Genomic DNA, 18203 nt, shown 5'->3' on the forward strand with positions numbered 1-18203 from the left:
AAATTATTTTTAATATTTGGGATATTTTATAAAGCTTGAACGCTTTTAAATATGGTCGGAGCAGTAGGATTCGAACCTACGACCCCCTGGTCCCAAACCAGGTGCACTACCAGGCTGTGCTATGCTCCGATCTATCTCAGCTTTTGCTGTATCGCACATCGTGCGGTACGGTGTGCATTCTAGGCGTGACGCCCTCAGACGTCAACACCTATTCTCAAAAAAAGTTAAAAATCCTTATCAAATGTATATTTAACAAGCATTTTGAGGTTTTTTAACGTTTTAACGATGCACTAAAGGCTAACATTCGATCTAAAGGCATTTTGGCACGTTCAGCAAGCGCTGGATCGACGTGTATTTCCTGATCACCTTTTTGTAAAACTTCTAAAATTCCGTCGAGTTCATTCATTGCCATCCACGGACAGTGGGCACATGAACGACAAGTTGCCCCCTCACCCGCTGTTGGCGCTTCAACTAAAATCTTATTGGGTACTGCTTGCTGCATTTTGTAGAAAATACCGCGGTCAGTTGCCACAATGAGTCTTTCGTTTGGTAAAGTCTGTGCAGCTTTAATGAGTTGAGAAGTACTACCTACCGCATCTGCAATTTCTACAACCGATTCTGGCGATTCTGGATGTACCAATACAGCAGCGTCTGGGTACAGTGCTTTCATGTTGGCAATGCCACGTGCACGGAATTCTTCATGCACAATACATGCCCCATCCCAAAGCAACATATCTGCACCAGTTTTCTTTTGGATATAGCGACCTAAGTGCTGATCTGGCGCCCAAATAATTTTTTCGCCTAAGCTGTCTAGATGTTCAACAATTTCAACAGCACAGCTCGAAGTCACAACCCAATCGGCACGTGCTTTAACAGCAGCCGATGTGTTGGCATAAACAACTACGGTATGGTCAGGGTGCTGATCACAAAATGCTGTGAACTCATCAACAGGACAACCCAAGTCAAGTGAACAGGTTGCTTCAAGTGTCGGCATTAAAATTGTTTTTTCAGGAGACAGGATTTTTGCTGTTTCTCCCATAAATTTGACCCCAGCAACAACCAGTGTTGAGGCAGCATGATCTCGCCCAAAACGGGCCATTTCTAAAGAGTCAGAAACGCATCCACCTGTTTTTTCGGCAAGTTCTTGTACTTCAGGGTCGCAATAGTAATGAGCAACAAGGACAGCATCACGTTTTTTGAGCTCTGCTTCGATCTGTGCAAACTTTTGTTGTTTTGCTTCTTCACTTAAGCGATTGTCTTTTGGCTCACCTAAACGGTCTAAATGCGCTTGTACAATGTTTTTTGCATCGTTGGCAATTAAAGTCGCATCACTCATAAAACGTCTTCTCTATCCTTCATGCTGGCATACCTGCTCGCATATAACGTTACTGCTTAAATGATTTACGGATTGAATCATTTAATATCAAAAGATGGGGCTAATAAAAAAGCCTCTTTGTCGAGGCTTGATTATAACTGATATTTAAGAACGGTAATCAGCATTAATTTTGACATAGTCGTAAGATAAGTCACAGGTATATACCGTGTCTTTGGCCTGACCACGTCCTAAATCAACACGAATGGTAATTTCGGTTTGTGCCATAACGCGCGCACCCGCTTCTTCGGTATAGTCCTCAGCTGCGCCACCGTCTTTACAGATTTGTACATCGTCTAACCACACTTGAATTTTAGACACGTCTAGGTCTTTAACGCCTGCATAGCCAATCGCAGCTAAAATACGTCCCCAGTTCGGGTCGGATGCAAAAAGCGCAGTTTTGACAAGTGGTGAATGCGCAATGCTATAAGCAATGTCACAACATTCTTGAGTATTTGCGCCGCCTTCTACAGCAACAGTAATAAATTTCGTCGCACCTTCACCATCACGAACAATTAACTGTGCTAAACGATTCATTACACGAGCAAGAATTTCTAACACTTTAGCGTAGCGTACATCACTGTCCGATTTAATTTCAGCGCCACCCGCCTGACCTGTTGCTACAAAAATACAAGAGTCATTAGTCGAAGTATCACCATCAATCGTAATACGGTTAAATGAATGCTCAACCGTTGTCTTTAATAGCTTTTGTACTAAATCACGGCTAATAGGTGCATCTGTTGCCACAAAGCTCAACATGGTTGCCATGTTCGGGCGGATCATTCCAGCGCCTTTACTAATACCAGTCATGGTATAAGTGATGCCATCAAGTTCAAATTGTTCAGATGCGCCTTTAGGTACGGTGTCTGTGGTCATAATGCCAGATGCAGCATCATTCCAAGCAGCATCTTGTACGCTATTTAATGCAGGCTGAAGACCAGCAAGTAAGCGCTCCATCGGAAGCTGCTCACCAATCACACCTGTAGAAAATGGAAGCACTTCAAAACTATTAACACCAGCAAGCTCCGCTAACTTTGCACAAGTATCCTGAGCGTTTTTCAAACCTGTAGGTCCGGTACCTGCATTGGCATTACCCGTGTTAATTACTAAATAGCGGGGATTACCTTCGGCAAGATGAGCTTTAGAGACATGAACAGGTGCTGCACAGAATGCATTTTGAGTAAATACACCAGCAACATTTGAGCCTTCTACAAACTCAAAAATGACTAAATCTCGTCGGTTTTGGTAACGTACATATGCTTCTGTTGAGCCAATTTTTACACCTTTTACCACATGCATTTGTGGCATTGTTACGTCACCGACAGCCATTTTTAGAACATCCAAAGTTTGTTGAATAAGATCAATATTTCAAAAAAAGCGATGCAATAAAGCACCGACCTTATGAAATATCATAGTGGACAGCTTAGTAGAAAAGTCTAAAAAAATCGAGCGCAAAAACGGCTCATTGTTGCTCTAGTTTTAATAAAATATCTTTCTTATCAAGCCCACCAGCAAAACCAACTAAAGCTCCACCCGCACCAATGACTCGGTGACAAGGTGCAATAATGGAAATCGGGTTTTTGCCATTTGCGGCGCCCACTGCTCTCACCGCTTTTTCATTGCCAATTTGAAGTGCAATATCTTTATAACTTCTTGTTTCCCCATAAGGGATGGTCAGTAAAGCAGCCCAGACCTGCTTTTGAAATGCGGTCCCTTCGAAATCTAACGGCAAGGTGAACTCACGGCGTTTACCTTCAAAATATTCTACTAATTGTTGTTCGGTCTTTAATAAAACTGGATGTTCAAGTTGTTCGACCAGCTCAGCCAGTCGAACACGTTTTGGATTTTCATTGTCCCAGAGCACTGCCACCAAAGCATTTTCATTCGCAACTAGCTTTAATTGCCCAACAGGCGAATTGATATACTTATAAGACAGCAACATAGTTTTATTCTCTTAAGACGGCGATGAAATTTTCATTAAAACCAAACCTGACACAATTAATACAGCGGCAATCATTCGCATAGCGCCAACAGGCTCATGAAGAAAGAAAATACCGACTAGAAATGACCCAATTGCGCCAATTCCTGTCCAAACCGTATAGGCAGTGCCAAGCGGTAAAGTTTTCATTGATATTGAAAGTAGAACCACACTCAAAATCATAAAAACTACGGTAATAACACTAGGGGTTAAACGTGTAAAACCTTCGGACATTTTCATAGAATATGCCCAAATGATTTCAAATACACCTGCTAAAATTAAAATAGCCCAAGCCATAACATTCACTAATTTTTATAGCGTCAGGTCGTCCCGACATGATGTCCCATTATGGGGGAGGTCGTTCCTCCTTTATGTGAGGACTCAGTTTACTTTAAAATAAAAAATGAAGGCAAACCCTGACACAGGCTTGCCTCTATCAGAAAATATTATTCATTTTTTAACTGTAAAATTTTTCGTGCACCATTTAAAACAAACAAAACAATAATCAATCCAATCATTAAATCAGGATAACGCGAACCTGTAATGGCAACCAATATTCCCGCGACAATGACACCCAAGTTGACGATGACATCATTTGCAGAAAAGATATAACTCGCCTTCATGTGTGCCCCGCTCTCCTTATGGTCTCTCATTAAATAAAGGCAACTAATATTGGCCGCAAGCGCTAATCCGCCAATTAAAATCATGAGAATTGAAACGGGTTCACTGCCATAAATAAAACGGCGCAGTACATCAACTAACACAATCATGGCTAAGCCAAACTGCAACCACCCCGAAAGATGTGCAGCCCTTAATTGCGCATTTAGATTTTTACCCACCACAAATAAAGCAATGCCATAAATTGCAGCATCGGCAAACATATCGAGCGAATCGGCAATTAATCCTGTAGAGGAAGCGATGATGCCGGCCATAAACTCAATGACAAACATGACACCATTAATCAGTAACAACCATTGTAAAACTTGCTTTTGTGCTGCATTAGTTGAAGAACTAGCTCGAACCTTTTTAGGTTTTTCAACTGGTTCATAATGTGGCTGCGTTTGTTGTAACTCTGCTCCTAATCCTAGACGCTGTAAACTTTGAGTAATCATTTCAGCCTGAACACTATGATAAATCGCCAAATGACGCGCTGGTAAGTCAAAATAAAGTTCTTGAATATCGTCATTGTAAGAAGCCAAAGCCATCCGTACCATTTGCTCTTCGGCTGCACAATCCATGCGAGGAATATGGTAATAACTTACCCATTGACTCTTTTTAGCCACAGGTTCACTAGGCGTGAAACTCTCCTGAGACGACCTGCTTGAGCATTCGCAGTTAGAGCTATTTTTACTTAAATGTATTTGATTCTCTTGTTTTTCTAAAGCCATCTTTGCACCATAACTGACACAAAAAACAATGCCATTAGTATAAACCAATGGCATATGTTTAAGCTTACTTTTTGTTCGTAAATTAGAATTTTAGCGTTAACCCTGCTCCATAATACCAACCATGTTCGGAGTCGGTTCCAGTTTGCCAATCAGTTTGTTTTAAACCTTTTTCATAGGCATAACCAACATCAACAAATGGCATGACCTTTTTGTTGATTTCATAACGGGTTTGAAAACCAGCTTGTAAATTTGATAAACCTGTTTTACTTGCATAGCGAGATTCATCTTGCAAAACAACATCTGCTTTTAAATAAGGTTTACCAATTAACTTTTGGGTAAAGAGTAAGTCCCTTTCTGTTTCTAGACTTAACTTCCATAGCTGGTCTTCACCTACATAAAGATAAGCATCGGTTTCAAAAAAGTAAGGTGCCATGCCATGCAAACCCACTACACCGGCCCAGCGATCTTGCTTTTCATCTTCTCTTTGCGAACGTTCGTAGTTTACACCGGCCTGTACATCCCAATAGTCAGCTACATTTCGACTATAAAGTACTGAACCGCCATAATTGGCATCTTCTGACTCTGCTTTTTCAACGTGGGCTTTAATGAACAATTTATTTTCATCCGTTCCCACCCAAGTTTCTAATTCAGAAGAAAAACTACCTTCTCCTTCATTTTGAGTCCAGCCAGTATCAATTTTTGTTGCTTGATAAACCTGCCCGCCATGTTCACGTAAATGATCATGAGTTAAAGGCTCTTGAGCAAAAGTAAATACTGATATGCTCGAGAAAGCACCGCAATATAACATTTGAGAAAATAACTTAGTGATGCGCATGACTAGCTCCTTTCTCATTTTCAGATTGAACAGATGGTTGAGCTTGAGCAGGTTGTTGTCCATCATTCACTTGAGCAACAATCAACTTATTCATCATTCCAGCACTCATGTGATAAAGCAGATGGCAATGAATCGCCCATTCGCCTAAGGCATCGGCTGTCAATAACGCAGTAACGGTTTTTCCTGGTGGAACAATAAGGGTATGTTTATTTGGTAAGTTTTCAGCTTGCTGACCATTTTCTAATTGCATAAACATGCCATGTAAATGCATTGGGTGGGCCATCATGCTGTCATTCACAAACTTCAAGCGAATACGTTCGCCATACTTAACTTGTAATGGCTCAGCTTCGCTAAATTTTTTGCCATTAATGGTCCAGATATAACGCTCCATGTTGCCACCTAAACGAATAACTAATTCACGTTCTGGTGCACGCGTGTCTGGCTGAGGTGTTAAAGACTGCAAATCGCTATATTGCAGTGCCTTCATACCCGCTGGCGTTGAAGCATTTGCCCAACCATAAACTGGCTCATCTTTTTTAGGCTTATTCTCAGATTGAGCAGGCATCTCATGATTCATATTCATCATAGCGTGGTCATGCTCGCTAGCTGACATTGCCTGCATATCATGCTTCATCTCAGGCATCGCTGACATGTCATGCTTCATTTGCATCATGGAATGATCATGTTTTTCAGATGACATACTTTTCATGTCATGATCCATATTCATCATTGTAGAATCATGATTAGCATGGTTCGCTTCTTTTTTCATTTCAGGCATAGCCGACATGTCATGTTGCATGTTCATTTGATGGCCAGCATGTTCATTACTTGCCCCATTGCCATGACTCATGCCCATATCTTCCATGGTTAACAAAGCACGTGGACGTGAGGTTGGTATTTGAATTGGTCCTACAGCCTGCGCATTTTCATTGTGTAAAGTCCCAATGGCAAAACCACTGCGGTCAATAGACTCTGCTTCAATCTGATAATTTGATTGCGTAGGCTCTACAATGACATCGTAGGTTTCGGCTGTACCAATACGAAACTCGTCAATTGCAACAGGCTTAACTGGCTGTCCATCCGCACTCACAACAGTCATTTTCAAATTTGGAATTCTGACATCAAAAAATGACATCGCTGATGCATTAATAAATCGTAATCGAACCTTATCACCAGCTTTAAAGTTAGCTGTCCAGTTTTGCTGTGGTGTCTTGCCATTAACTAAGAAGGTATAACCCGTCACATCAGACATATCGGTTTTTAACATGCGCATCTGATTCCACATCGAACGATCTTGCCAAGTTGCTTTTAAACCTTGTGTTTTAACTTGCTTCAAAACATCAGATACGGTTTCACGGCGATTTTGATAATACTCAGCAGATTTCTTCAAATTCTTCATAATGCTATCGCTAGAAGAATTATGAAAATCTGAAAGCATTACCACGTAATCACGATCAGTTTTCTCATGAGCAGCTACGGGTATTTTCCCTTTTGGGTAAATCACAAGTGGGCCATATAAACCATCTTGCTCTTGGCCTTTACTATGCGCGTGATACCAATAGGTGCCGTTTTGTTTCACCTTAAAGCGGTAAACAAAATCTCCATTTGGCGCAATTCCTTTAAAACCATTGAAACCCGGTACGCCATCCATTAACCCTGGCAGTAATAAGCCATGCCAGTGTAAAGATGTATCTTGGTTCTTTAGCTGATTATGAACATGAATAACTGCTTCATCCCCCTCCTCAAACTCAAGGAGTGGGGCTGTAAACTTGCCATTTACGGTAATTCGTTTAAGGGGTTTGCCCGTAACATTGACCTGTTGTTCATTAATATTAAGGTGATATTCCTTAATTGCTGCGAGTGACCATGGTGAAACCAATAGTCCAAATACAGCGACTAAGCTGCTAATTGTTTTATGAGACATTGCTGTGATCCTTTTTAATTAAAAAAATAAGTAAATAAGGATCAAGCTTTTGGTGGACGTAAGATTTCTTGCCAGTATCCGGCTAGATGCTGCGCCTGATAAATACTGCTAAATTGATATGAAATAGGAATAAGTGGAGATTCAACGTCAGGTACAGCTTGCTGCAGAGCCAAATTTACCATTTGGCAATGGACTGGGTTACAGTCCTGACAATGCTCACCATGCGAATGAAGAGACTGAGTCATCTTTTGATGACATACGGTCTGATCATTTGCTTGAGTATGCATATTGTTATGCGAAGATTTTTCACTATGACACGGCATAGTATGAAGATCATGTTGCATAGGCGTCTGTGCAATAGACACACCACTCCACCCAATGACGAAAGCCATTAGGAACACAAACCAAGCATACTTGCGTAAGTGTTGTAGAGCCATTGTGATTTATCGCCTAGAGCCGATGAGTGATCTTAATGCCATTAGCATAACGAAGTTTTAAAAGAGATACAATTTTCTATCTTAACTGCTTGTTATAGAGCAATTAAGCAAATGGGGGTTGATGCTGAAGTACTAAATCAATCACCTCTAATGCACCTTCTTGTTCATTACTTACAGTGGTATAAGGCGCCACCGCTTTTAATGCTTCTACTGCATTTTCAACTGCAAACCCATAGCCCACAGCTTTAATCATCTGCATATCATTGTTGTTATCACCAATCGCAACCACTTGATTAGGTTCAACCTGCCATTTTTGTAGTAATAAGTTCAAACCGTGTGCTTTATGCTGGTCGGGAAGAATCAAATCGATAAAATTAAAACCACTTGAAACAGGTACCAAAACTTTATCTGCTACAAAACTTTGCTTCTGAAAATGCTCAAAAATCGCAAAGCTTTCGTTTTCCTGAGCGGTAAAAGTAATTTTGCACACTAAGTCATCTAGTGCATAAAAGTCATCTACAACTGTCAGTTTTTCAAAATATCGGGCAACCTTGGCATAGTCCTCTGCGTTCATGCTGCTATGCACATAAGCACTCTGTTTCCCGCAGATCACCATGGTTGAGGTATATGAAGGATCAATCGCTTTTAGAATCTCAATATATTGTTGCTGACTTAAATGAGCAAAAGCTAATTCTTGCCCTGCATCTACAACATGCGCGCCATTTTCTGCAATAAAAGCAATTTCATGACTAATTTCTGGAAAATAGGTAACAAGTTTTGCAAGTTGATTACCACTGGCTACCACAAAATGAATATTATTTTGTTTTAGTTGTTCGTATTGTTTTAAAAAACGTGCTTTGTTGTACTGCTTTTTGGAATTAAGAAAAGTCCCATCCATATCTACTGCTAAAATTTTTACTGTCATTAATGATCAAGGTCTCTTACTAAAAACTTATTAAACCAAATTTAGCTTTATTTTTCATGACACTTTTACAGTTTTATACGTATCTATGCACAAAAAGTTTTACACAGAGCTACATCGTTTTTTGCACAGGTTATTTTTTAGCAAAGCTTAATAAAAAACCAGCTAATAAATTATTCAACACGCATAAAAAAAGAACGCCAAAACGTTCTTTTTTCATAGTTTTTGTCTATAGAATAAACGGTTGATCTAATTTTGTTTATTTTACCAACATTTTATCCATACGGTTATCAACACAGTTATCCATACAGTTATAAACAAAGTTATCCACAAGTTTATTTTAGATTAACTCTATCTTTTTAAGCATCAACACTGCCTACTTTCGCAAGCTCTGCACGCATTTGGTCAATCACAACTTTATAATCGGGTTGACCAAAAATTGCTGAACCGGCAACAAACATATCTGCACCAGCTTCTGCAATTTCACGGATATTTGCAGGGCCAACACCACCATCAACTTCTAAACGGATATCACGGCCACTTGCATCGATAATTTTGCGCGCTTCACGTAATTTGTCTAAAGTCATTGGAATGAACTTTTGTCCACCAAAACCAGGGTTTACACTCATTAATAAAATTTGATCAACTTTATCAAGTACATAATCTAGATAATGCAATGGCGTTGCTGGGTTAAAAACTAAACCTGCTTTAGCACCACCAGATTTAATAAGCTGTAATGAACGGTCAATGTGGTGAGATGCTTCTGGGTGGAACGTAATAATATCTGCACCTGCTTCTAGGAAATCACCAATAATACGATCAACTGGAGATACCATTAGATGCACATCAACAGGAGCTGTAATCCCATAGTTTTTTAAAGCCTTACATACACCTGCACCAAAAGTTAAATTTGGAACATAGTGGTTATCCATAACGTCAAAATGCACTACATCTGCACCTGCGGCTAACACTTTGTCTACATCTTCGCCTAAACGAGCAAAATCGGCAGATAAAATAGAAGGAGCAATCAAATAAGGCTTGGACATAGGTGGATGACCTGGCTAGAAGTTTAAGGAGAGACTAAAAATTATAACAAAAAAGAACCTAATTGGCCCGCCCTTCCTTGCTTAAATGACAACATTTCAAACTTGCAACGTAACGTTGCAACAATAGAATGCTAACGGCGAAACGAATTTGTTAAGGTACATTAAACCAATGTGAGGATTGATAATGAAAAGCACAACTCATCTATTAACAAACGATGGAAAACGCATTGCAAAACGTCTAGTTAATCATTGGAAACACAAATTTGAAGTACAAGAAACTGAACAGGATTTTAAAATCTTAATGCCTACAGCAACAATTACGCTTGCACCAGCAACAGAGCAGTTAAACGTTGCTATTGATAGTCAGTTAGATGACCACAACCACTTAGAAAAAGTTGTTCTTGATCATCTAAACCGTATGGCTCAACAAGAATTTCAAGTTGAATGGCAACACTAAACTAATTAGCCAAATACTTTTTCTAACTGGATTGCATGAAACTGTAAGTGCTCATCCATAAAGGTTTGAATGAAATAATAACCATGGTCATAGCCAGCATGTTGTCTTAAAGTTAAAGGCTGTCCTGCTTTTAAACATGCTTGCTTAAATTTTTCAGGGTGAAGTTGTTCATAAAATTGGTCATCCAATCCCTGATCCACCAAAATTTCGCTAAATATTGCACCATTCTTTGAGACTAAAGCTGTAGCATCATGAGCTAACCAGCTATTGCGATCTGCACCTAAATAATGGCTAAACGCTTTGTTTCCCCATGCACACTCTGTTGGTGCACAGATCGGAGCAAAAGCAGATACCGACTTAAATTTCTCAGGATATTTAAAAGCCAAAGTCAATGCGCCGTGGCCACCCATTGAGTGCCCAAAGATACCAACTTGTTGATCGTTTACAGGAAAGCTTTTTAAAATGAGTGGATGTAGCTCATCAATTAAATAACTTTCCATTTGATAATGCTCAGACCAAGGTGCTTCTGTAGCATTAATATAAAAGCCCGCACCTTGACCTATATCCCAATGATCCCCTGCCGTAACCTGTTCACCACGTGGAGAAGTGTCTGGGGTAATCAGTATGAGGCTCAGTTGTGCTGCCATATGCTGAGCATGGGCTTTAATGGCAAAAGTTTCTTCAGTACACGTTAACCCAGCTAAGTAAAACAAAGTTGAGCAAGCTTTACCCTCTAAAGCTGCCGGTGGTAAATAAACACCAAACTTAGCAGGCCCTTTTAAATAAGAAGATTCAAATTGATATATGCGCTGCTCACCCTCAAAGCAGCGGTTTTTTTGCAGGAGTTGCATCGTTTTTAGCCTCTGTTTTTGTTTGAGCAATATCTACACTACCCGTATTTTGTTGAGGAAATAGATACTTTTCCAATTGAGGTAGCATAAGTTCCATATTTTTACCGATCATCCACTGAGGTTCTGAAGGTTCAACACCTTGAGCCACTTCCCATTTGGTTACTGTTTGCTTAGCTGTGTTAAACGAATCTTTCATCGACGATTGCTCTCGCATAGCCAAATCAAAGAAAGCTCGACCAAAATAGGTATAGTCAGCTTCGTTATTACACCCAAAAGAAGTTTTATCAGCAGCCGATGCAGTAATAATTAAGGTATCAGGAGACTGTAAAGCAGGAATAAAGCTTCCTGAATAACAGGCTGAGATTACAATTACACGCCAGCGAATACCGGATTTGTCCAGTGTTTCACGTAACCATTTCGGGTCCACTTGCCCTAAATCTAATGGCGCATTTTCAATTTCGAAGTGATTTTGTTCACCGTGTGAAGTCATATATAGAAATAAGACATCACTATCACGGTTCATTTGCTGGCCCATACGGCGTAGCGCCAGTTCAATACTGGTTTTAGAGGCAATTGGAATTTCTGTGCGGGTGTCTGGATTATTGACTAACATCATCGAACGACCAATCGTTCCGAAACGTGTATCAAACTGTTCTTTAATACGGACCACTTCCGATTTAAAAACATCTTGATAACTATCGCCAGCAACACCTAGAAAATACCAATGGCTTTTGGCGAGCTCACCATATTGAACTTGCTCTAGAGAATCATTTAAAAGTTTACTTTGCGCATAAAAAGCATCTTCAGCAAACGTTGGCGCCGAATCTTCCACCTTCCAAATCGGTTGATCTTTTACAGAAAGTTGCCAAACCACCATCGTTGCAATAGTCGCAACCATAACCAGTGCACGTTCCCACCATGGCCACTTAAGCTCACGCGAGAAAACCCAAATTACGGCTAAACTTTGCCACACGAATAAAGCTACAAATAAACTCGGTAAAATTCCGTTATAAATAGCATCGGGAATAAAGTTGAGATAACCGTTAGACCCCAAATACTGGATTAAACATTGAATTAATAAGATATTTGTATCTAGAACCAGCCAAAGTAAAGCAGGAACTAGCATTAAGCGAGGTTGGTTGGTTCGCTGAGATAAGAAAATACCAACAATTAAAGCAATGAATGGCCAAAGCGCATAACCAATTAAACCTTGTGAATTAAAATCACCGATTTGACCAGCTACAAGCCAGCTATAAAGAGAGTTGGTACATCCTCCTAAAATTCCCCAAACAATAAGCTGAAGAATAGATGGATGTACAATCTGTAAAGAACGTCTTGACCCCAAAAACAGCCACATTCCGGCAATTTGGTTGCTTTTAAAATCATGCCAAAAGTTAATGGAGGGTTTAAGATCAATCATAAAAGGTTTTCAAAAATTTCGTTTTTGACAGGCATCTTAAGTGTATGCCTGCTAAGAATTTTAGCAATCATGCTTTTGAACTATATCACATATATTTGTGCATTATTCAAGCAATAAAACCTAACCTTACATAAGCCTACTGAAAATACGCATCAAAACGACAAGCATCCCCTTGCCATTGATGAGCTGGCTCTTGATTTGCCAAGAAAATAGCATGGCGTGGCCGCTTAACCACGACACGTTTAGCAACTCTCTGTGCCAAAACTAGCAAATTATCCCCCAAATCCATCTCACCATCTTCAGGTAAAAGAAGATGTAAAAGCTGCATTTGTTTTTTGACTTGAGCTTGTTTTTTTATTGCTTGTTGATTCTGGTCGCGCTGTGGGAACATCGGGTCAAGATAGACTACATCAACCGTTTTTGCTTCTTGATGTAATTGCTGTAAATAGCTTCCAGAGTCAGCGAAGATAAGTTGAATACGATCCATAAATTGGCTTAAAAATGGATCATGCTGTGCCTGAGCTTTTGAAGCTTCAAGTAAAGTAAATAAAATCGGATGGCGCTCAACAAGCTGGATTTGGGCTCCTAGATAAGCCATAAGTAAGCTGTCATGACCTAAACCCGCTGTAGCATCGAGCAGTACTGGCTTTTCACCTAACTGACAAGCACGAGCAATCATTTCCGATTTAAGACTTGCACGTTTTAAACGTGGAATTTCTGCTTTCCAGTCGGGCTGCATTTTCATGCCATTAGCAGATAACCAAAGTCCGTTTTCATCTACACAAAGGGCAATTTCAGGATTGAAACGTAAAAACCGTGCATTCAGCTTTTCAATTGGCTGTAAATCAACAGTCACACCTCTAGAACAAAGCACAGCTTGGTAGTGCTGTGCTTGTTCTTGAAAATCTTGTTCAAAATATATATGCATGAGTACTGCCTTTATTTTGCTTTACCCTGATCCGCTATCTTTTTCCACGCATCATCACGTAAATAAACTGGCAAAGCATGCTCGGCATCCACCCATTGCTTTTGTGCAGCATAGACACGTGCAATAGAAGCAATATCCTGTGCAGTTGCAGTAATTGTTTGATGCTCTGCATCAGCTTGAAGTAGCTTGGCGCCCGAACCAATTAAGCAATGTTTTGCATAAGCTGCTGCTGACTCGTAGCCCATTAATTTTTCTTCATCAATACACTGCATAATTCCTTGTTCATCTAGAACAAAACTTGCAATGTAAACTTCGTTCATACGTGCATCGAGCACCGCAGTCACCTGCTCCAAACCTTCAAGTCGGTATGCCGCTTGTGCTAAAGCTTGCAATGTAGAAACTGGAACCACCGGTAAATCTTGTGACCAAGCTAAAGCTTGGGCAACAGCAGCATTAATTCGAACACCACTAAAAGAACCAGGTCCACGGCTAAAGGCAATCGCATCTAAACCAGCAACTTCAAGACCTGTTTGTTGTAGCCCTTGCTCAATCATAGGCAAAATGGTCTGTGTTTGTGCTTTCGCCCGCGTATCGAGTTGAAAAAACAGTTCTTGGGTTTCATCGACTAATGAAATAGAACACTGCTCATTTGCAGTTTCCAACGCCAGCAATTTCATGCACAACCTTAGTATTAAATCAGATTAAAAACGAGGGTTATGATACCCCACTCGGCTCTGATAGGCGAGTTGTTCTCTTTCTAAATAAAAATGCCAAGCTTGTGCTTGGCATAGAAAATAACTTATTAAAAGATTTTAAAAGTGAAACTCTTTTAAATCTGCATAGCTCTTAAAGTGTTCAGCATAATGTAATGCGCTCAAACGTATTTTCGCTGCCCCATCTTCATCTAAAGTTTTGACAATTTTGCCTGGTGAACCCATCACCACTGAATTATCTGGAATCACCTTCCCTTCAGGAATTAAAGCATTAGCACCGATAATACAATTTTTACCAATCACCGCCCGATTTAAAATTACGGCGTTCATACCAATCAAACTATTATCACCAATCGTACAACCATGCAGCATGACTTTATGACCGACTGTAACGTATTCACCAATATTTAGCTCAAGTCCAGCATCGGTATGTAAGACAGAGTTTTCTTGAATATTAGAGAAATCACCAATCCGAACGACACAGTTATCAGCACGAACTACTGCACCAAACCAAATACTGACCTGACGGCCTAGTTCTACTTGCCCAATAAGCGTTGCAGTTGGAGCAACCCAGCCATCCCATGGCTCATGTAAGGCTTTTGGATGCTGTCCTTGATAGCTATACATCATAATTTATCAGTCCTGATCTTTATTTTTTATGAGAAAATTTTGGCATTCCAAACGTTGGAGCATTCAGTAGAAATGGCCATTCTTTTTGGTAGCCTAAACCATATTTAAATAAGGCAATTAACATTCGCGCTGTGAGACCCCAAATAATTTCATTATCAATCTGCAAGCTTGGGAAGTATAAAGATTGATGAGCATATCGCACTTCATATGGCGTCGGACGCGTCTCTATAAGTTGCTGTAAAGGCACAAAGAAAATTCGATCAATTTCAGTGGGCTGAGGAATTAAAGTGACCTCAGGAGGAATAAGCCCAACGATCGGTTTTACAGACAAACCGCTTCTTGCACGCTGCATCGGCAAATCACCGAGCAACTGTACATCAAACGGATTTAAAGCTGTCTCTTCTTGAGCTTCTCTCAATGCTACAACAATATTACTGGTATCACTAGGATCACGCTTTCCCCCAGGAAAAGAGACTTCCCCCGCATGGTTGTTCATATGTATTGAACGGCGTGTAAGCAGTACCTTTGGATCATTCTCATTCGTAATGGCAATAAGTACTGCAGCTTGTGCTTCTTGTATGCGGGTGGAAAAGCGTAATCTTTGCTGTAACTTTTGTGTTAGCAAGTGCTCTTCCATACCATTCACCTATTATTCTATCTCTCTTTGCATCATATCTGAAAATCAAACTTAGGGAATAGAGTTGATGCGTAAGTCTAAAAATTCAGTTATGCTGAGTCATCTCTATACTCGATGATAATTATGAGTTTCTGTGTAGCGTGTGGGCATAAAACCGAACAAAAAATTCCTTTAGGTGATCATAAAGTACGCCGTGTTTGTACTCATTGTGGAAATATTCACTATGAAAACCCCAAAGTAATCTGCGGTGCCTTAGCGTTATGGGAAGACAAAGTATTACTCTGTCGTCGTGCGATTGAACCTCGTTATGGTTTATGGACTTTGCCTGCTGGCTATATGGAATTGTTCGAAACCATGGAGCAAGGTGCAGCACGCGAAACTCGTGAAGAAGCAGAAGCCGAGATAGAAATAGAACAACTTTATTGTATGTACAATATTCCGCGTATTGGTCAAATTTATGTTCTTTTCAAAGCACAGCTGAAAGATGGCATTTTTGGTGCAGGTGAAGAAAGCATCGAGAGTCGTCTATTTGAAGAGCATGAAATTCCATGGGGAGAACTCGCCTTTCCTAGTGTCGAACATACATTAAGACATTATTTTGAAGACCGTAAAAAACAAGTGTTCCCAACACATCTTGAAACTTTGGGGACTCGTTTAGACCATACAGGTTAATCATTTAGATAATAAAAAAGACCGCCTTCGCGGTCTTTTTTATATGTGTTTTATTTTTTAAGATTTAGTCTTAATCTGATAACAATCAGCTGTTCTAAGTGTCACAGTTCCAGCCATACGTTGACCTAAAGCTTTTTCAGTCTCAGTCGGAGCAGGTGAAATATCTTTAATATTATTATAAACTTGTTGATAGAAAGCATACGGATTTAACCATGAAACTGTTTTGTTATCATAGGTAGTAAGATTCGCACCACTGGTCTGCCCTTGTAATAGATTAGCAACGTTAATTTTTGCGCCACTTACAAGTAAAGTTTGGCTACCAGTTTGAGAAGTACTTTGAACTACATTTGAATTTAGGCCTACCACAATGCCATTTAAATTCCCTAATTGAGGTACCCCAAAAATCATTCTTACTGTAATTGACTTATCATTGGTGGCCGACTCTGTCCCTCCAGTTGTGCCAATTCTGTACTGCTGAACCCCATTGTTATCAATCAAACTCGTATTTGAAACCACTCCACACTGACCAGACATGTCTGTTGCAGTAGCATTAGGTTTAATATCTGTTCTAATGTCTCCATTTTCATCAACTACAATACCCAAATCAATAGGTGCAATTCCTGCTGTATCAAATTTAAAGTTTAGAGTTGCATATAATGGGAAAATATAAGTTTGACCAGATTTGACATTATTAGCTGTTTTAAAGATCTGATTAGACAAATAGCTCGCAGGGCTTACCTTATAAATATCCATAGAACCATTATAACTTTGGTTATCAATACTTTGTTTCCATAAAGCATATTGCTGAGGATTAGGAGTTTTAGTATTTGTTAAACCGAAATATGAACTATCACGTCCTGCAATAAGTGAATCATTCAATAATTTGCCTTGATAAATCACTAAATCTTCATTTGTATTGCTAGAAGTTTTTAAACGGAATGGTTGTGTTGATTTAATTTCTGTCTGTATTGGATCAAGCCAAGTAGTTTGCGAGTCTGCAACCATTTGAGTTGGCTTAGATTTCGTCAAAACATTTAATACTGCACTAATTGCTAACTGGCTTGTAATTGTACTCGTTCCTTTCCATTGTAAGCCATAACCAAATGTATATCCCCGACGATCAGATAGTAAGAATAAATTACCAAACATATGTTGGGTATTAGCGCTATTTTTTGGACAATCTGCTAAATTAGTTAAATTACATCCATAAAAATTTTCAGATATTAAATTAGGCTCAGCCAAAGTAATATAATCTGATTGATATAACCCTACTAAACTTAAGTGTGCCAACTGGGTTACCAATTCAAAAGCTTGCGTATCTGATACTGGACTTACATCTAACCATGGTTTCAAAATATTGGCATAAGCACCATTTTTCCATTCTGTAGCTGTAATATTTTGAACTAAAATATTTAAAGTATTTTTCTTCTCATCGGTAAATTGGGTTGGCTGCAAATCACCAGCAGCATTATCTCCCCTCTCTAAGCCAACGCTTTGAAAGAGTTTTACCAATGCCATTGCAACCCGCACTGTAGGATCATTCTGGTTAAGTGATGTTGGTGTTTGCCCAGTTAATCCAATCGCCATATCCATGACTTTCAAACGTGGCGGAACAGTCATCTGAATTTTTGAAACAGTGTCTAACTTAACAGAGCCTAGTTCAATTTTTCTTGTAGCTTTGGTATCTTGCAAATAAAAACTAGCAGTATCGCCTGCTTTACAAGATCCGATAACACTATTTCCAGAAGCCTTAGTAACAAAACTTAGATTCGCTGCACTATTACAGGTAAAATTAATACCCGCTATTGGGTAATCTAAAGAGAATTGTAGACAATCACTGTTTGTTACGGAACAACTTCCATTAGCAGTAGCTCCTCCTGATCCATTTGTAGGATTCTCATTTATTGTGGAACTACCACCACCACAACCGTTTAGCATCAGTGCCAATGTGGTAAGTGCAAAAGACCATAAAACTTTTTTATTCATTAGATAT

At 39.6% G+C, this 18203-nt stretch carries 19 protein-coding genes and 1 tRNA gene; 2 read left to right on the top strand and 18 right to left on the bottom strand.

What is annotated here, in order from left to right:
- Positions 1–52 precede the first annotated feature (52 nt).
- The 11 genes from ACTJJG_RS10085 to rpe form a co-directional block, all read right to left on the bottom strand.
- Positions 53–129: transfer RNA gene (locus tag ACTJJG_RS10085), tRNA-Pro, on the bottom strand.
- A gap of 142 nt (positions 130–271) precedes the next feature.
- On the bottom strand, positions 272–1336 hold the full coding sequence (gene nadA / locus ACTJJG_RS10090) for a quinolinate synthase NadA (protein ID WP_002115913.1): 1065 nt from the start codon (positions 1334–1336) through the stop codon (positions 272–274).
- A 144-nt stretch (positions 1337–1480) separates the two neighbouring features.
- Positions 1481–2701 carry a bifunctional glutamate N-acetyltransferase/amino-acid acetyltransferase ArgJ gene (argJ, locus tag ACTJJG_RS10095; RefSeq protein WP_032056954.1) on the bottom strand — a complete coding sequence of 407 codons (1221 nt, stop codon included), beginning with the start codon at positions 2699–2701 and terminating at the stop codon, positions 1481–1483.
- Between the two features lie 133 nt (positions 2702–2834).
- Positions 2835–3314, bottom strand: a complete 480-nt coding sequence (locus tag ACTJJG_RS10100) for a methylated-DNA--[protein]-cysteine S-methyltransferase (RefSeq protein WP_032056955.1) — start codon at positions 3312–3314, stop codon at positions 2835–2837.
- Between the two features lie 12 nt (positions 3315–3326).
- Positions 3327–3647, bottom strand: coding sequence for a DMT family transporter (locus tag ACTJJG_RS10105; RefSeq protein WP_032056956.1), 321 nt, complete (start codon positions 3645–3647; stop codon positions 3327–3329).
- 149 nt (positions 3648–3796) lie between these two features.
- Positions 3797–4792 carry a cation transporter gene (locus ACTJJG_RS10110; RefSeq protein WP_017481249.1) on the bottom strand — a complete coding sequence of 332 codons (996 nt, stop codon included), beginning with the start codon at positions 4790–4792 and terminating at the stop codon, positions 3797–3799.
- A gap of 28 nt (positions 4793–4820) precedes the next feature.
- Positions 4821–5573, bottom strand: a complete 753-nt coding sequence (locus ACTJJG_RS10115) for a copper resistance protein B (RefSeq protein ID WP_069120139.1) — start codon at positions 5571–5573, stop codon at positions 4821–4823.
- The gene (locus ACTJJG_RS10120) at positions 5560–7497 is read right to left on the bottom strand and encodes a copper resistance system multicopper oxidase (RefSeq protein WP_069120141.1); all 1938 of its coding nucleotides are present in this window, start codon (positions 7495–7497) and stop codon (positions 5560–5562) included. The genes ACTJJG_RS10115 and ACTJJG_RS10120 overlap by 14 nt, the downstream gene beginning before the upstream one ends.
- A gap of 41 nt (positions 7498–7538) precedes the next feature.
- Complete coding sequence (locus ACTJJG_RS10125) at positions 7539–7934, bottom strand: hypothetical protein (RefSeq protein ID WP_002115904.1); 396 nt, start codon at positions 7932–7934, stop codon at positions 7539–7541.
- A 103-nt stretch (positions 7935–8037) separates the two neighbouring features.
- The gene (locus ACTJJG_RS10130; protein WP_069120144.1) at positions 8038–8859 is read right to left on the bottom strand and encodes a Cof-type HAD-IIB family hydrolase; all 822 of its coding nucleotides are present in this window, start codon (positions 8857–8859) and stop codon (positions 8038–8040) included.
- A 356-nt stretch (positions 8860–9215) separates the two neighbouring features.
- Positions 9216–9902, bottom strand: coding sequence for a ribulose-phosphate 3-epimerase (gene rpe, locus ACTJJG_RS10135; protein ID WP_032063530.1), 687 nt, complete (start codon positions 9900–9902; stop codon positions 9216–9218).
- A 184-nt stretch (positions 9903–10086) separates the two neighbouring features.
- Between rpe and ACTJJG_RS10140 the strand changes: the two genes are divergently transcribed.
- A complete protein-coding gene (locus ACTJJG_RS10140; protein WP_017481242.1) occupies positions 10087–10359 on the top strand; it encodes a DUF2218 domain-containing protein in 273 nt (90 codons plus the stop codon).
- Positions 10360–10364: 5 nt separating this feature from the next.
- On the opposite strand, the gene fghA is transcribed toward ACTJJG_RS10140, so the two are convergent.
- From fghA to ACTJJG_RS10170, 6 genes are all read right to left on the bottom strand, one after another.
- On the bottom strand, positions 10365–11210 hold the full coding sequence (gene fghA / locus ACTJJG_RS10145) for an S-formylglutathione hydrolase (protein WP_017481241.1): 846 nt from the start codon (positions 11208–11210) through the stop codon (positions 10365–10367).
- Entirely contained in the window at positions 11179–12630 is a 1452-nt protein-coding gene (locus tag ACTJJG_RS10150) for a C13 family peptidase (RefSeq protein WP_005071224.1), read from the bottom strand. The genes fghA and ACTJJG_RS10150 overlap by 32 nt, the downstream gene beginning before the upstream one ends.
- Before the next feature lie 136 nt (positions 12631–12766).
- Positions 12767–13558 (bottom strand): class I SAM-dependent methyltransferase, encoded by a 792-nt coding sequence (locus ACTJJG_RS10155; protein WP_372552760.1) that lies wholly within the window; start codon positions 13556–13558, stop codon positions 12767–12769.
- Between the two features lie 11 nt (positions 13559–13569).
- Complete coding sequence (gene tsaB / locus ACTJJG_RS10160) at positions 13570–14235, bottom strand: tRNA (adenosine(37)-N6)-threonylcarbamoyltransferase complex dimerization subunit type 1 TsaB (protein WP_069120149.1); 666 nt, start codon at positions 14233–14235, stop codon at positions 13570–13572.
- Positions 14236–14370: 135 nt separating this feature from the next.
- Complete coding sequence (locus ACTJJG_RS10165; protein WP_078210186.1) at positions 14371–14898, bottom strand: gamma carbonic anhydrase family protein; 528 nt, start codon at positions 14896–14898, stop codon at positions 14371–14373.
- A 22-nt stretch (positions 14899–14920) separates the two neighbouring features.
- Positions 14921–15547 carry a CoA pyrophosphatase gene (locus tag ACTJJG_RS10170; RefSeq protein WP_081318651.1) on the bottom strand — a complete coding sequence of 209 codons (627 nt, stop codon included), beginning with the start codon at positions 15545–15547 and terminating at the stop codon, positions 14921–14923.
- 114 nt (positions 15548–15661) lie between these two features.
- Here ACTJJG_RS10170 and ACTJJG_RS10175 point away from each other — a divergent pair, with 114 nt between their 5' ends.
- Entirely contained in the window at positions 15662–16210 is a 549-nt protein-coding gene (locus tag ACTJJG_RS10175; RefSeq protein ID WP_002115876.1) for an NUDIX hydrolase, read from the top strand.
- A 57-nt stretch (positions 16211–16267) separates the two neighbouring features.
- Here the strand turns inward: ACTJJG_RS10175 and filF are convergent, their stop codons facing one another.
- Positions 16268–18196, bottom strand: coding sequence for a putative pilus system protein FilF (filF, locus tag ACTJJG_RS10180; protein ID WP_233752472.1), 1929 nt, complete (start codon positions 18194–18196; stop codon positions 16268–16270).
- Positions 18197–18203 lie beyond the last annotated feature (7 nt).

It is taken from the genome of Acinetobacter sp. 22512 (assembly GCF_052044755.1).
GTDB lineage: Bacteria > Pseudomonadota > Gammaproteobacteria > Pseudomonadales > Moraxellaceae > Acinetobacter > Acinetobacter pittii.